Origin of the sequence: Acidovorax delafieldii 2AN (assembly GCF_000175235.1) — a bacterium.
In the GTDB taxonomy this organism is placed as follows: Bacteria; Pseudomonadota; Gammaproteobacteria; order Burkholderiales; family Burkholderiaceae_C; genus Acidovorax; species Acidovorax delafieldii_B.
On the sequence record NZ_ACQT01000003.1, the window covers coordinates 32,233 to 46,480 of the forward strand.

The 14,248-nt window shown below is 63.5% G+C and carries 13 protein-coding genes; 10 read left to right on the top strand and 3 right to left on the bottom strand.

What is annotated here, in order from left to right; all coding sequences use genetic code 11:
- Window positions 1-14: 14 nt before the first annotated feature.
- From ACDELDRAFT_RS01270 to ACDELDRAFT_RS01280, 3 genes are all read left to right on the top strand, one after another.
- The gene (locus tag ACDELDRAFT_RS01270; protein ID WP_005792916.1) at window positions 15-1,814 is read left to right on the top strand and encodes an ATP-dependent nuclease; all 1,800 of its coding nucleotides are present in this window, start codon (window positions 15-17) and stop codon (window positions 1,812-1,814) included.
- A complete protein-coding gene (locus tag ACDELDRAFT_RS01275) occupies window positions 1,807-3,585 on the top strand; it encodes an ATP-dependent helicase (RefSeq protein WP_005792917.1) in 1,779 nt (592 codons plus the stop codon). Before ACDELDRAFT_RS01270 ends, ACDELDRAFT_RS01275 begins: the two co-directional genes overlap by 8 nt.
- 117 nt (window positions 3,586-3,702) lie before the next feature.
- Window positions 3,703-4,995: a hypothetical protein gene (locus ACDELDRAFT_RS01280; RefSeq protein WP_005792918.1), complete on the top strand. Its 1,293-nt coding sequence runs from the start codon at window positions 3,703-3,705 to the stop codon at window positions 4,993-4,995.
- Window positions 4,996-5,162: 167 nt separating this feature from the next.
- On the opposite strand, the gene ACDELDRAFT_RS01285 is transcribed toward ACDELDRAFT_RS01280, so the two are convergent.
- A complete protein-coding gene (locus ACDELDRAFT_RS01285; RefSeq protein WP_005792919.1) occupies window positions 5,163-6,458 on the bottom strand; it encodes an endonuclease/exonuclease/phosphatase family protein in 1,296 nt (431 codons plus the stop codon).
- Window positions 6,459-6,632: 174 nt separating this feature from the next.
- Between ACDELDRAFT_RS01285 and ACDELDRAFT_RS01290 the strand changes: the two genes are divergently transcribed.
- The gene (locus tag ACDELDRAFT_RS01290) at window positions 6,633-7,364 is read left to right on the top strand and encodes a hypothetical protein (RefSeq protein ID WP_005792920.1); all 732 of its coding nucleotides are present in this window, start codon (window positions 6,633-6,635) and stop codon (window positions 7,362-7,364) included.
- 21 nt (window positions 7,365-7,385) lie between these two features.
- Here ACDELDRAFT_RS01290 and ACDELDRAFT_RS01295 read toward each other — a convergent pair whose 3' ends face one another.
- Window positions 7,386-7,781, bottom strand: coding sequence for an HU family DNA-binding protein (locus ACDELDRAFT_RS01295; RefSeq protein WP_005792921.1), 396 nt, complete (start codon window positions 7,779-7,781; stop codon window positions 7,386-7,388).
- 214 nt (window positions 7,782-7,995) lie between these two features.
- Between ACDELDRAFT_RS01295 and ACDELDRAFT_RS01300 the strand changes: the two genes are divergently transcribed.
- Window positions 7,996-9,153 (top strand): phosphoadenosine phosphosulfate reductase family protein, encoded by a 1,158-nt coding sequence (locus ACDELDRAFT_RS01300; RefSeq protein WP_005792922.1) that lies wholly within the window; start codon window positions 7,996-7,998, stop codon window positions 9,151-9,153.
- Between the two features lie 5 nt (window positions 9,154-9,158).
- Here ACDELDRAFT_RS01300 and ACDELDRAFT_RS01305 read toward each other — a convergent pair whose 3' ends face one another.
- A complete protein-coding gene (locus ACDELDRAFT_RS01305) occupies window positions 9,159-9,476 on the bottom strand; it encodes a hypothetical protein (protein WP_005792923.1) in 318 nt (105 codons plus the stop codon).
- Between the two features lie 223 nt (window positions 9,477-9,699).
- On the opposite strand from ACDELDRAFT_RS01305, the gene ACDELDRAFT_RS01310 reads away from it, so the two are divergent.
- The 5 genes from ACDELDRAFT_RS01310 (at window position 9,700) to ACDELDRAFT_RS01330 (ending at window position 14,222) form a co-directional block, all read left to right on the top strand.
- Entirely contained in the window at window positions 9,700-10,203 is a 504-nt protein-coding gene (locus ACDELDRAFT_RS01310; protein WP_232504687.1) for a hypothetical protein, read from the top strand.
- Between the two features lie 58 nt (window positions 10,204-10,261).
- Window positions 10,262-12,049, top strand: a complete 1,788-nt coding sequence (locus tag ACDELDRAFT_RS01315; protein ID WP_005792925.1) for a PRTRC system ParB family protein — start codon at window positions 10,262-10,264, stop codon at window positions 12,047-12,049.
- 98 nt (window positions 12,050-12,147) lie between these two features.
- Window positions 12,148-12,627: a PRTRC system protein E gene (locus tag ACDELDRAFT_RS01320; protein ID WP_005792926.1), complete on the top strand. Its 480-nt coding sequence runs from the start codon at window positions 12,148-12,150 to the stop codon at window positions 12,625-12,627.
- Between the two features lie 96 nt (window positions 12,628-12,723).
- On the top strand, window positions 12,724-13,158 hold the full coding sequence (locus ACDELDRAFT_RS01325; RefSeq protein WP_005792927.1) for a PRTRC system protein C: 435 nt from the start codon (window positions 12,724-12,726) through the stop codon (window positions 13,156-13,158).
- Between the two features lie 11 nt (window positions 13,159-13,169).
- Window positions 13,170-14,222, top strand: a complete 1,053-nt coding sequence (locus ACDELDRAFT_RS01330) for a PRTRC system protein F (RefSeq protein WP_005792928.1) — start codon at window positions 13,170-13,172, stop codon at window positions 14,220-14,222.
- Window positions 14,223-14,248: the final 26 nt, after the last annotated feature.

Here is a 14,248-nt window from a genome sequence, read left to right on the forward strand (position 1 = left end):
ACAAGGAGGGTTCCATGAAGCTGACGCGGATCTACATCAACAACTTCCGCAACTTCCTTGAGCTGGATGTCGCGCTGGATGGGAGCGCCGTCATCGTGGGGGAGAACCGCGTCGGCAAGAGCAACCTGCTCTATGCGTTGCGGTTGATCTTCGATCCCAGCCTGCCCGACAGTGCTCGCCAGTTGGGCCAGGGTGACTTCTGCGATGGGTTGGGCGAACCCTTGGAAGGCGAGAAGATCACGGTGTTCGTGGAACTGACCGACTTCGAGGACGACCTGGATCTGCTGGCCCTGCTCACGGACTTTCGGCTGGATGATGCTGCGAACACTGTTCGCCTCACCTATGAGTTCCGCCCAATCCCGGGCCTCGACGGGTTTCCGCAGGCAGACGAAGACTACGAGTTCATCTGCTTCGGGGGAGAGGCTGAGACCAAGAAGTTCGGGCACGACGTGCGCCGGCGCATCGCCATGGACCTTCTGCCCGCGTTGCGCGATGCGGAAGGAGATCTGGCCGCCTGGCGGCGTTCGCCTCTGCGGCCCTTGCTCGAGCGTGCATTCGCCGGAGTGTCGGGCGAGGAGCTCAGGGGCGTGCGCGACGCGGTCCACGCGGCTACCGAGCAGCTGGCGGAGTTCCCGGCCGTCCAAACCTTGGAGAAGGACCTGCGGGCACTGTTCACCTCGATGAGCGGTCCGAAGCAGGACATCGAGCCAAGCCTGGGGTTTGGCACAACGGACGTCACCCGGCTCTTTCGCAACCTCAAGCTGTTGATCGATGGAGGACTGCGGACCATCGGAGAGGCCAGTCTCGGCTCCGCAAATGTGGCCTTCCTGACCCTCAAGGCTTTGGAACTGCGCCAGCTCATGAGTGAGAACCGGCGTGATCACACGCTGCTGGCTATCGAAGAGCCGGAGGCTCACCTGCATCCGCACCTGCAGCGGTCCGTCTATCGGCACCTGTTCGAAGATCTGGCCGCTGCACCGGCGGGAGAGCAGCTGTCGTTGCTGTTGACGACGCACTCGCCCCACATCGCGAGTGTCGCGCCGCTTCGCTCGCTGGTACTGCTGCGCGAATCCAAAGACGAAAGCACGGTAGGGACTTCGGCGGCGACTATTGAACTGACCGAAGACGAGGAGGACGACCTCGCTCGTTACCTGGATGTCACGCGGGCGGAGATGCTGTTCGCCCGAGGGATCATCCTGGTCGAAGGAGACGCCGAGAAGTTTCTTCTGCCGGTCTTCGCGGCCTCGCTCGGGCATGACCTCGACCACCTGGGCATCACGGTGTGTTCTGTGTCCGGGACGAACTTCACGCCGTATGCCAAGTTCCTGACGGCGCTCGGCATCCCGTTTTCGATCGTGACGGATTGGGATCCGCGCATCGATCGCCAGGCGTTGGGCTTCAACCGTTCCTGGAAGCTCGTGCAGACCATTGAGTCGGCCCGAACTGGAAAAGAGCCCACGCGTCTGATCCGAGAACTAAAGTCCATCGAGGATGTGAATGTGTTCGCGGAACGCTGCGAGGAGCATGGAGTCTTCACCAACGTGGAAACGCTGGAGGTTGATCTGTTCCGAGACGACGACTTCACCACAGCGATCCTCGCTGCGCTGAGGGAGCAGCCGTGGGCGGCGCCACGTATGGCGTGGCTGGACGAGTGGGAAGCCGATCCCAGTACGCTAAACGTCGAGAACTATCTCAAGATGATCGAGGCGATCGGAAAGGGGCGGTTTGCGCAGCGCTTGGCTTCGCGCGTCGAGGGTGTAGCGCCGCCAGCCTATATCGCCAACGCCATCGCCTACGTGGTCGGCCGTGTCTGATAGAGCGGCCTATCTGCGCGCCGCCGCGCAGCTTCGGGGCAACGCGGGGCAGTGGGCGGCGTATGAGTCGCGCGGGCACTGCATCGTGCTGGCGGGGCCAGGCAGCGGCAAGACCAAGACTCTCACGACCAAGATGGCGCGCCTGCTCGCGGAGGATGTCGCTGAGCCGCGCGGCGTGGCTTGCATTACCTTCAACAATGAGTGTGCCCGAGAACTCGAGGGGCGCCTTGCGGCCCTCGGCGTGGAGCCTGATGGACGGGTGTTCATCGGCACCGTGCACTCGTTCTCGCTGACGCAGATCATCCTGCCCTATGCCAAGGTGGCGGGATTGGGATTGCCGGACGATTTCGGAGTCGCAACGCGTGCCGAGCGCCAGGCTGCGTTGTCGAATGCCGTGCTCCGCACCATGGATTACGCCGGCAACCCGCAGGACTGGGAGTTTCGACTAGCCAGCTACCGCCGTTCAATCTTGAACCGGGACAGCGTGCAATGGCAAGAAACCGACCCAGAGCTGGCTGGCCTGGTCGAGGCCTATGAGGCGGAACTACGGCTTCGCGGACTGATCGATTTCGACGACATGCCCTTGCTCGCCGTGCGCGCCCTGCGCGAGAAGCCGTGGCTGCAACGCGCGCTGCTGGCGAAGTACCCGGTCCTTGTCGTCGACGAGTACCAGGACCTCGGATTGGCGTTGCACCGTATGGTCATGGGGCTGTGCTTCAGCGCGGGCATGCGCCTCTTCGCCGTGGGGGATGCCGACCAATCGATCTACGGCTTCAATGGGGCTCAGCCTGAACTGTTGCGGCGCCTGTCTGAGCGTGAGGATGTCGAGACCGTGCGCTTGCGGCTCAACTATCGAAGCGGCACGCGAATCGTCGCAGCATCCAGTGTAGCGTTGGGCGAGGAGCGGGGCTACGAGGCTGCCGAAGGGGCGCCGCTGGGAACGGTATTCGTACACGCCGTGCAGGGCGCCTATCCACAGCAGGCACGGCACCTCATTGCCAACCTCCTGCAGCGGGCCATGGCGGGTAAGCCCGGGCTCCGCTACAGAGATGTCGCGGTACTCTATCCCGCTGCATGGATCGGCGATTCCGTCGCGGATGCCGCGCGGCAAGCCGGCATCCCGGTCGTGCGCACCGATGGGAATGCACTGTATCCGCGGGCGAGCCGGCTCATGCAGTGGCTCGAGCTTTGCGCCCAGTGGTGTTGCGGGGGATGGCGAGCAGGCGACCCGCGGTTCTCACGGCTTGTCGCCGAAGGGCGCCGGCTCTTCGCCGAGTCGATCCGCGGCGAGGATCAGGTGGGGGACTTTCATCGCCGCTTGATCGACGGACTCTGGAATGTCCGAGATCCGAGCCTGCCGCTGCATGCCTGGCTCGTGCGCCTGAAGGAGCAACTGATCGATCCATTGGGGTTGGGATGTGTGAGCCTGCGCGACGAGCTGGAGACGCTGGCTGCATTTGTCGCAAGGACATCCCCGGAGGGTGACTGTCCAGGCATGCTGTTGGGAGAAATGGCAGGTGACGGAGGCGGTCTGGACCGCCTCACCTTGTCGAGCCTCCACAGTGCCAAAGGACGGGAGTTCGCCGTCGTGTTCTTGTTCGGCATGGATGCCGGGCGCCTGCCACGCAACGATGCCGGTAGACAGCAACTCGCGGAGGCCCGACGGCTTTTCTATGTGGGTTTTACCCGAGCGAAGTCTGAAGTGCACTTGATTCACACGGTAGGTCGCGCGTCCCAGTTTGTCGACGAATTGGAGCAGCACTTGCGATGAACGATCTGGAGGCATTGCAAAATCAGCTGCTCCAACCTGCGGGTGGTCGAGAAGGTTCGCATTGGCCATTCTGATGACGCACGCATGCCCCCTTCTTTGCCCCCGTCTACTGAAACCATGAAGGCAAAGCTCCTCCTTCCCCACGGCGACTACAGCGGAAACTTGCTGTGGAGGAAGGCCGACCTGCTAGGAAATGAAGAGCTGTTGGCCGAATCAGTCAAGACCATGATAGCGCTTGGCTACTGGGCCAGCCCCTTTCCGGAAGGGGACGGTGTCGCGTTCAACGACAAGGCTGGAGGGAGATCGAGACAGGAGGTTCTAGCGGACTTCGCAGCGGCGTTTCCCTGGCTCGACGTGGCAATGGGAGAGTCCGGGGATGCGAACCTGGAGTTGGCCGAATTCGAAGTGGAAGAGGAAACCGAGATTGTCTGCACAGTGATCGTCCCACTCGAACGGGTGTTTTTCGAGGAGTCGTTCGAGCTCGGGCCTTTCAGGTTCGTCTGCCGAAGAGAATTTGACGAAAGGCCGCAAGACAGGCTGGCGGACTGGGATGGCGACTATCTGCAGTTTGATACGGAACTGAAGTACCGAGATCTGCTCAAGGTCAATCGGGCGATCGCTTACAACGATGTCGTCATCTGCAAGTGTCTCGCCTTGGCGGAGCACGCCCTGGATGTCATTCGGTTTCGCTTCAGCGCTTTTGATCGGCCAGAGTTCACGCCGAATCCTGCGGGGCAACTCGATGATGGAAGCTACGTCGTCGAGATCGTTCCCCATGGCCGGACGCATCTCAAGCCGCTCAATCTGAAAGGCATATCGCGGCCCATGTCGGCATCGAACAACTGGCTCGGCCCGGAGATTGACGACTGCGACTTCCGCGCGCGTGAGTTGCTGGTGGCCATGCTGGGCGGTCGGCCCGACGAGCTTGCGCTCTGCGTCAAGGCTGCTCTGCGCGCTTGCCACCAGTCGTTCTACAGTCTTGGCGACGAATCCCGACTCCTCAACCTCGTGTTCGCCCTCGATGGGTTGGTGCATCCTAAGAAGCCGTGGACGGGGTGGAAGCACCGCACCTATGTCGCAGCATTGGTCTCGCATGGGAAGGTGGAGCGATTCAGGTCGGCCCTCGTGCGTTACGACGAACTCTATACGGACATCAGGAACGCGCTGGTGCACAAGGGCAAGGACTTCTACGAGTTGGCGCAGGAGCCCGCGCCGTGCTGCCAAGACCTCTACGGGTTCATCATCGACGTCGTCGAACTGATAGCCGACCTTAGGATGACGACCGTGGACGAACTTCGTGGGCAAGCGACGCAATGGTTGGCGACACCGGCATTCAGGTCCTGCTACGAGGAAGAGATCCAGCGCATCTGCAGCCTGAGGCAGTCGCCGGTCAGCTTTCCCAACTGGTGATACCGATCAGGCATTCCCTGGTCACATGAACAAGCGATAGGGATAGCTATGGCCAGGTAGATCCGGCAAATTGGAGATCGTGCGCGACAGCCTTTGTGAGTACATGGATGGTCACAGGGAGCGGGTCTATAGAGGGCGTCGTTGTTCCGGTCTGCAAGGTCCTTCGGTTAGAACTGAACGTCGGCAACCAGCGGGCAGTGGTCCGACACGGCGAGCAGGGGATCGGGCCGATTGACCGAAGGCAGCAGCGAGCCGCCGAACGGTCCAATGCTGACCTTGATCGTGTTGGACACCGCGGCCGCCAGACTCTGCGATACGAGAATGTGGTCCAGACCCACGGGGTTTCGGCATCCGAGACCTGTCTTTCCACCCAGGAGTGTTTGCTGCTCAGCCGTCGGGACACCCGTCTTGGAAGCTTCGCAGGCGGCCTCGAGCGCAGCGGATCCCGGGCACTTGGGCAGGAGCAGAGCGGCTTTCGATGATGCCGGCTGGCCGTCATTGATCTCCAGCAGCAGGTTGCGAGTGCGCGCGCCAGTTGCCAACGGCTTTGCGAGATCGGTACCTCCGTCGCTTCTGGTCGGCTCGGCGCCCGCGACCTGGTTCAACTCGTGCGCCAGGTTCCGGTTGAAGTCGCCCAGCACCACGAAGTGATCCACGCCCTGACCGAGCGTCTCGAACGCGGCTTCCAGCGGGCGTACCTGTTGTTGCAGCAACGCGCAGGCTTCAATGGACGCATCGTCGAGTCGGCGTGGGTTCCTGTCGAGAGGACTGACGCAGCTCGACTTGAGGTGGACTGTGAGGAATCGTACCTTCTTGCCATTCAGATTGAGCGTGACGGTGTAAGCCGGCCGCACCTGATCTTTGGCCGGTGCTTCGGGCAGCGACACTTCGTGGATGTCACGGCAGGCTTCGACCGCTTCACCGAACTTCTTGCGCCAGGCGAAGGCCAGGCGTTGGACCTTGTACTTTCCGTCGAACGAGCAGACGTTGTAGTCGCCGGCAGCCGCCCCGAGCGCTTCGACCGCCGCCTTGGTGCCCGACACCTCCTGGAACGCGATCACGTCGGGCTGAACGTCGCGAGCGAGAACTTGGCTGAGTTGCTGACCGCGTTTGGCGTACGCGCTGGGTGTGACGGCAATGCCCTTGTGGCCGGAGGTCTGGTACACGCTGCATGGCGGCATGATCGACAGGTTCACCCCTTCGAGGGTGGCTCGCGATTCTGTGATCTCCCAGCCGCGCTTGGCGCTGGTAGCTCCTTCGGCTGCGAGATCCCAGGCCTTGGTCGCTGGGTTCTTGATGTAGAACTTGTTGCACTGGGCAATCCAGGCAGGCACCTCGTCGCTCGCGACGTGCCAGCCAAGGTTCCATGTCGCAATGCGCAGAGTCTCGGCCTGAGCCGGTGTGGAAAGGGACACGGCCACGGCAGCAAACGCCGCACAGGCCGTCACATGAGTGCGGTGCATTGGGCTCCTCCTCGATCAACAGCCAGGTACTTTATAAGACACTGCCGCGATCCCCTCCTGGCCAAAGCCATATTGTTGCTGCATTGCGTGGCAAGTCAATGACAAACTGCGCGCGTGGCAAGCTTGGCTGTGCTACACCAGATGCGGTACAAGGCTGTGGAAGGAGGAACTGCCATGCAGATCATCAAGAAGCCAAAGACTGCGGAAATCAACCAGCTCACCATGAAGCTGATCGTCGGCGTCATTGCCGTCGTGATCGCTTCGGTCACCAGCTTCGTGTCCACGCTTGATCGACCGCTCACCTCCATCAGCGAGTCCTACTTTGCGGGCGACTGGTCGCGCAACATATTCGTCGGCTTCCTTTTTGCCATTTCCGCATTCTTGCTGTCCTACAACGGCCAGACGAGAGCCCACATGGTGCTGTCCCGCGTGGCGGCGCTGGCGGGTCTCGGCGTGGCCATGTTTCCTTGTAAATGCCGCGGGGGCGAGGAAATCATTCCATACGTTCACTATGCGAGCGCAGCAGTCATGTTTGCCGTCCTGGCCTACTTCTGCATTGAGTTCTATCGACATGCCAGAAGCAAAGGGCACAGGCAGGCTGGCTGGCGTGCCAAGATCTATTTGGCCTGCTTCTGGACGATGGTCGTCGCCATGGTCGCGCTCTTCGTTAATGGCGTGTGGGGCGAGACGCTGGAAATCGAAACACGCATACCGCGCATCGTCTTCTATGGCGAGGCCATGGCGTTGTCTGCGTTCGGGGTCTGCTGGCTGGTCGCCAGTCGCGTGCTTCCGGTTCTGACCCGGCCGGAAGAGCGCCACCGATTGCTTGCAGAGGATCCGCCCGGGGCAAGTGGCGTTGAGAAACCTGAAGCGCAACCGCCGACGACAGCAGGGCGGCACGGATGACCGAGCCGCCACCACGCGAGGTCAGAGCGCGGCGTCCTTGAGCTTCTTGAGCGCACGTGCCTTGATGCGCACGGTCGCCGGCTTTGCTGCAAAGACCTGTTCTTCTTTGGTGAATGGGTTGATGCCCTTGCGCTTGGGCTTGGCGGGCACCTTCTGCACGCCGATCTTGAGCAGGCCGGGCAGCGTGAACTCGCCCGCGCCCTTCTTGTTGACCGCTCCGAGCACTGTGGTTTCCAGGGCGGCCAGAACGGCCTTCACGGCCTTGGGTTCGACGCCTGCCAGTTCTGCCAGGTGATTGGTCAGGGCACCCTTGGTGAAGGTGTCCTTGATGGGGCGGATGACCGTCGTGGCCGGAGTCTTGGCCTTGGCGGCCTTTGTTGCAGGTGCCGGCTTGGTGGTTTTCTTCGCAGTTGCCATGTCTCGATCTCGTTCGTTGTGTTTGAAAGCAGTGGTTCGCGCCACGGCCGCTGGGCACATCGCGCAGTAGGCAATTCTATCGAGAGGGCCTTAAGCGCTGCCCGCTTGACCGACATGCGTTGATTGGCATTGCATGTCCGGGAGCAGAGGCCGGGGCGTTTGGGCCCTTGATTCCATGGAGCGCTGCCTATCCTGGTTTTCAGGAGGCACCTTCGTGCAACAGATCGAATTGCCCGGACTGGCATTGGCAGAGCCCCAGGCTCTGCGGGCCATCATTTCAACATCATTGCTGCGCTTCAACGTCGCTCGCGATCCACTGATCGACATGGCTCTGGCGGGCCATGCTCCGGTGTATGTCGGCGTGAGCGGCGGAAAGGACAGCCAGGCGCTGGCCTACCGCGTCCAGGCCCATCTGGACGAAATCGGGCACGCTGGCGTGCGCGCCCTGATCCACAGTGACCTTGGACGCATCGAATGGCGGGATTCGGCTCCCGTTTGCGAGCGGCTCGCCGAGCGGATTGGCTGGGAACTTGTGACCGTGCGGCGGCAGGCCGGTGACATGGTTGACCGCTGGCTGTCGCGTTGGGCGGCGAACGTGGAGCGCTACCGCATGCTGTCGTGTGTGAAGCTCATCATGCCGTGGAGTTCGGCGGCACAGCGTTTTTGCACCAGCGAGCTCAAGACCCAGGTCATCGCGCGCGCGATCCGCGCTCGCCATCCAGCGGGTGTCGTGGTTTCCGCCATTGGGCTGCGCTGGGAGGAGAGCGCGGCACGGGCGCGCCAGCCAGTGGCGAAGCGTGATGCGGCGCTCAGCCGCGCGCGGGGCATCGGGTTGGACTGGAACGCGATCATCCATTGGCCGCGACAGGACGTGCTGGACTACATCCGCCAGTGCGGCGGCGTGCTGCATGAGGCCTATCGCATCTACGGCAGCAGCCGGGTGTCCTGTGCCTTCTGCGTGCTGGCTTCCCGAGGCGACTTGCATGCGGCGGCAACCTGCGACGACAACGCTGCCGTCTATCGCGAACTGGTCAACCTGGAGGTACGCAGTACTTTCTCGTTCCAGTCGGGCAAGTGGCTTGGGGATGTAGCCCCCGGACTACTGGAGCCCGCGCTACGGGCAAGACTGGCAGAGGCGAAGGAGCGCGCAGTACTGCGCCAAACGGCGGAAGCGGAAATCCCCACCCACTTGCTCTATCAGGCTGGCTGGCCTGTGTGCATGCCGACCTCGGCTGAAGCGCGATCGCTTGCCTCGGTGCGCCGGCGCGTTGCGCAAGCCTTGGGTATCGGAGCCGACTGTCTGGATGCCGATGCCGTTGCCGCCCGGTACGCGGAACTGATGCGGCAGCGTGCCCAGATGCAGCCGACGTGAACCCCTCAGTTCAGATGCTGATGCAGCAGTCGCTGGAACTCAGGCCGCAGCGCGCGGGTGGCATCGACTGACAAGCGGTCGCACCGTCCGCCCGGCCAATCCAGTTGCCCCTGCGCGCCATCGAATGTCAGAACAGCGCGATCAAAAAACCGCTTCGAGGACTGATCCCCATCGACAAGCTGCAGGGAGGTGACCGTTTTGCTTTCAATCCAGAGCCATTGACGTGAGCCGCTGGCAGGCACTTCCGACTGCGCCAGTTCGATCTCCGCAAGACAGCCACGGGCGGCATTGAGCAGCAGGAGCACGGTGTACTGGACGAGCATGGTGGAGGTCGGTCGCGCGAGGGGGATGCGTCATTGTCCCCGCTCGGGGGACATGGCGGCCTCTGTGCGGGTATCCGGCAATTACTTTTTGCTTCGCTCAGATCGTGAATGAGCGAATGCGTCTTGAAGCCAGCCAGCTTCACGGGACGATGACTCCATCCCTGTGCGGCCCGGCCGCCAGCCATTCCGAAGGAGCCAATGGATGACGATCAAACTCCATACCATGACGGCGGCGCTGGCCGTGCGCGATGCCTGCCAGCGGCAGGTTGATAAAAGCCGCTCCATCGACCACCTCAACATCGACACCATCGTGAGGCACGCCCTGAGCGATGCGGCGACCTGCATGCCGTGTCCGGATGAAGTGTTCGACGGCATGGCGAGTGCGATCCAGGCACAAAGCCATTGCACTGCAACCCAGGCATTCGAGCAGGTGTTGCAACTGGTGAATCCCTCGGTGCCGCTGCACTACTCACGGTGGCGGCATGGCGGCTGGTACGTGAGCGGCATTCGCTATCCCAGCGGCGCCTGCGGTTGCGTCAGCAGCAATTACCCCGACAGGAAATGGCGCATCGTGTGTGACGACCGCAGGCAGGCGTTGAACGACCCCGGCGACGTGACCTTTGGCTCACGCGAGGCGGCGGCGCGGGCGGAACAGGTGCTGGTGCTGCAAACCTGGGAAGCATTGGTTCGGGCGACCACCGAAAGGGGAGTGGGCGCGGCCTCTTGAAGGTGGCCCGAGCGGCGAGAGCATGACTGCATCTCATCCGATGCAGCCAGGAGGCACCATGACCCATCCGAATCAACCCACTCTGCCAATCCGCAAGATCGTGCAGGGCAAGAACCCCCGCGAATACTTCGATCCCGCCGAGATGGCCGAACTGGAGGAGGGCATCCGCGCCGTCGGCGTGCTCGAACCGATCGTCGTGCGGCCCGTCCCCGGCACCGACCTCTACGAAATCATCGCCGGTGAACGCCGCTGGCGCGCCGCCAAGAACGTCTTCGGAGACGACTACGACATGCCCGTGGTCATCAAGGACGCCAGCGATGAAACCGCCGAGGCCATGTCGGTGATCGAGAACTACCACCGCGCCGCCATGTCGCCCGCCGAGGAGGCACACGCTGCCCAGCGCCAATTGCTGCGCCAGCGTGGCGACAAGGAGGAAGCCGCCCGCCTCATGGGCTGGTCGCCCGAAGTGCTGGAGCGGCGGCTGGCGCTGCTGGCCTGCACACCTGCCGTGCTCAAGGCGCTCACCACCCGCACTATCCAGCTCGGGCATGCCGAACTGCTCTCGGGCATTCCCCCAGACAAGCAGGACAGCGTGCTCGCGGGCGTGCTGACGCAGAAGGTGCCGGTGGCCGTGCTCAAGGCACAACTGGGCCGCTATGCGCGGCGGCTGGCCGATGCGATCTTCGACACTGCGCAGTGCGGCGGCTGTCCACACAACTCGGCGCGGCAGTCGGGCCTGTTCGCGGAATCCCTGGGCGAGGGCTACTGCCAACACCCGAGCCACTTCGAGGAACTGACCCTTCAGGCCGTCGAAGCCCGCGCCGATGCACTGCGCGACGAATACCCGGTCATCCGCATCGTCAAGATCAGCGACGGCTTTACGCCGCTGCCCGTGAGCGCCGCTGGCGACTTGGGCGTCGGCGCGCCGCAGTACACATCCTGCCAGGGTTGCCAGTCCTTTGGCTGCGCGGTGTCCGCAATGCCGGGCAGCTACGGCGACGTTACGCGCTCGCTGTGCTTCGACGCCGCCTGCAACAGCCAGAAGGTTGCCTTGTGGCGCAAGGCGCAGCGGGATGCCCAGGCGGCGCTGGATGATAAACCAGGAAAGGGCACCGCGAAGGCGGGTGCAGCCAAGCACTCGGGCAAGAAGTCCAAGCCCGTTGTGCCAACGAACCAGACGCCGCAGCGCGTCGTCAGCCACCGCGTCATGGAATGGCGCAATTGGCTGGCCAAGGCCTTGATGGCGCAGCCGCAGTACAGCCAGCGGGTGCTGATCGCGCTGGCGTTGGCCGGTCGCGGGGCCGATCTGCGGGAGGCGCCATTCCGCAACGCCTTCGAGCGGCTCACAGGTCAGGTCAAGGGCTCAGGGTTCGGCATCCGGGGAGGTCTGCAACGGGCCGCCGCCGCGCCCGACGCCCAACTGGAGCGGCTGCTGCAAGCCGTTACCGCCTCGGCGGCCTTTGGCGTCAACGTGACCGACCTCGAATTGCTGCTGAACTATGTCCAGGTGGATGAAGGGCGGTATTTTCAGTGGAACAAGGAGTTCCTCGATCTGTTCACGATGAGCGAACTGGAAAGCCTTGCCGCAGAGGTCGGGCTCAAGAAGGCGATGGGTTCGGGCTTCAAGGCGGCACGTTCCGGCAAGAAGCCCGATTTCATCGCGGCGCTGCTCAAGGTGCCGGGCTTCGCCTACCAGGGCACGGTGCCTGCGGTGATGTGCTATCCGCGCCAGCCGATCCTGGCCAAAGGTGAGCGGGACGGGCAGGGCGGCGAGGCCGATGGAGCGGATGAGGCAGAGAGCACCGAGGTCATATTGGAACCGCAGGCCGAGCCCGCGCTGGCCTGATGCGGCAACCAGCCCCTGGACACAGGAGAGCCGGGTTCTAGCATGGTCTGGACGGCCCCGCATGGGGCCACGTCCCCCATTCCACCAAGGAGCATGAGATGACGATGTTCGAGGAACTGTTCGCGCTGGCTTGCAGCGCTACGCTCACGATGACGGTGAGCGCCGACGAGAAATCCGGCCGTTTGACGGTCAATGTGATTCCCAAGCCTCGGCAGGACGCGGGCGAGGCCGCGCTGACGCAGCCCTTGAGCCTCACGGCTACACCACAGGAGTTCGATGCGGGTTTCATCGAAGCCCTACGCGGCTACCGCGAGGTACGCCAGAGCCTTGCCCAGCAGGTCGAGGCCACCAAGGAAGTGATCGAGGCCGCAAAGGCAGCGTCGGTCAAGAAGGCCAGCGACGCCACCGTGAAGGTGGGAGCATCAAAAACCATAGCGGCCAAGCCTGCGCCAGCCACAACCGCCTCAGTTTCAGGCGATGCGGCGGATGAAGAAGAAGACGCTGCCGCGCAGACCGCAACGGCTGAAGCGGCCACAGCCTCCGCCGCTGGCGGCGAATCCTTCGACCTATTCGGGTGAGTGAGCTGGGCACCCTTGATGCGGCCACCTGCGGCGAGAGACTGAACGCATGGCAACCACGGCGGTTGCCGCGTTCATCCTCCAAGGAGCCCATCCATGTCGATTGCAGTCACCCCCATTGTCCGCACCTTCACCTACAACGGCATCCTACTACCCGATGTACCCGGCCTCTCGCCGCGTGAGGTGCGCGACCTCTACAGCGCCCAATACCCCGAACTGGTCAGCGCCGAGGTCGAGGCTGGCGAAGTGGCCAACGGACGGCAGGATTTCACCTTCCGCAAGGCCGTTGGCACCAAAGGGGCGGGCCAGTCCGAGCCACTTGGCCCTCGCCTTGCGGCGCTGCTGGCCAGCGTGCAGCCCGGCCCGGCCAGCGCGACGGCCAAACTCTCCCGCGCCTTGTCGCAGCGGGCCGTGGTGAATCGCTCCGCAGCATGGAGCCGGTTTGCCCACAGGACGTTGGAGCAGCATCGCAGCGGTGCCGCCGTCCCGCGTGCGAGCGTCACCAGCGACATGCTCGCCCCGCTGCCGTGAGGGCCACGGCCATGTCTGTAACTCCCATGCTGCCGCTACCCAGCCTGCAACCCGGGATTCCGCTGTCGGTCGCATCGACAACCCAGGCCAGCGCGAATGCGGCGCTGTGCCGCTTCCTGATCGACGCAGGCGCGGTGCGCGAGGACGACCTGCCGGACGGCGAGGCCGACCCGCTCAAGGCCTGCCAGCACGCCATTGGCACCTGGATCAAGCGCCAGATCGGCCCGCTGCACTGCCTGGAACCACGTTTCGCCATCAACGTCCTCGACGAGCATGGCCACCATCCGGGTACGCGGGACGGTCGGCAGGCCCCCTATGCCCAGCTCGACGTGTACTGGTGCGAATACCGCGAGGCCGAATGGCCGGTGGGGCGCAGCCTGGAGGCGTTGAACGAAGCCATGCCCCACCTGGGGGCCACGGTGCTGCAGGTGCTGCGCCAGCAGGGCCGCTATGTCTACCCGCTGTTCACGCCGGACATCGCCGACGACGTGGCCTCCTATGTGTACTGGCAGGGCGAAATGGATGAGGAAGCGGCGCTGGACATGATGTGCGAGGACAACAGCGACGACGCCGACCGCGAGGCCATGCGCGAGGAAATGGTCACACGCGACATGCTCAACGCCGCCTATCCCGAATGGGCACGCCGCTGGCTGCTGCAGCCCGACAAGAGCGGGAGACGGCGCAAGCATCCCCCGGCATGGCGACCCTGCAATCTGCGCCGGGCGACCAAGACGCTGACCGACCCCCACCATCGCCAGATCGCCGCCGACGCGCTGGCCCTGTCGCGCCTGTCCCTCACCGACGACTTCCACCCCGACATCGAAGGCGAGTACATCGGCTTTGGCGCGGTGCTGTCCTGGGAGGAGGGCGACGTCACCACGCGCATCTACGACGACCTGCTCAATCTGGCCCACCAGTCCGAATACTGCGACCGCATGGGCGAGGTGCTGATTCCGCTGGACGACCCTGGCGCGCTGCAAGCATGGTTCCTGCGCATGGGCCAGCGCTTCGAGGCCATCGCGCTGATCGACCGCTTGATCCACGCCCTGTGCGACGGACACTGACTCTATATAGATAGGAGGTGTTCCCC

What these genes read in the sequence shown, in the direction of transcription:
- ACDELDRAFT_RS01330 (WP_005792928.1), top strand. Translation starts at nt 13,170, where the DNA reads ATGTCTGTAACTCCCATGCTGCCGCTACCCAGCCTGCAACCCGGGATT.
- ACDELDRAFT_RS01295 (WP_005792921.1), bottom strand. Translation starts at nt 7,781, where the DNA reads ATGGCAACTGCGAAGAAAACCACCAAGCCGGCACCTGCAACAAAGGCC.
- ACDELDRAFT_RS01280 (WP_005792918.1), top strand. Translation starts at nt 3,703, where the DNA reads ATGAAGGCAAAGCTCCTCCTTCCCCACGGCGACTACAGCGGAAACTTG.
- ACDELDRAFT_RS01305 (WP_005792923.1), bottom strand. Translation starts at nt 9,476, where the DNA reads ATGCTCGTCCAGTACACCGTGCTCCTGCTGCTCAATGCCGCCCGTGGC.
- ACDELDRAFT_RS01290 (WP_005792920.1), top strand. Translation starts at nt 6,633, where the DNA reads ATGCAGATCATCAAGAAGCCAAAGACTGCGGAAATCAACCAGCTCACC.
- ACDELDRAFT_RS01320 (WP_005792926.1), top strand. Translation starts at nt 12,148, where the DNA reads ATGACGATGTTCGAGGAACTGTTCGCGCTGGCTTGCAGCGCTACGCTC.
- ACDELDRAFT_RS01315 (WP_005792925.1), top strand. Translation starts at nt 10,262, where the DNA reads ATGACCCATCCGAATCAACCCACTCTGCCAATCCGCAAGATCGTGCAG.
- ACDELDRAFT_RS01310 (WP_232504687.1), top strand. Translation starts at nt 9,700, where the DNA reads ATGACGGCGGCGCTGGCCGTGCGCGATGCCTGCCAGCGGCAGGTTGAT.
- ACDELDRAFT_RS01270 (WP_005792916.1), top strand. Translation starts at nt 15, where the DNA reads ATGAAGCTGACGCGGATCTACATCAACAACTTCCGCAACTTCCTTGAG.
- ACDELDRAFT_RS01325 (WP_005792927.1), top strand. Translation starts at nt 12,724, where the DNA reads ATGTCGATTGCAGTCACCCCCATTGTCCGCACCTTCACCTACAACGGC.
- ACDELDRAFT_RS01285 (WP_005792919.1), bottom strand. Translation starts at nt 6,458, where the DNA reads ATGCACCGCACTCATGTGACGGCCTGTGCGGCGTTTGCTGCCGTGGCC.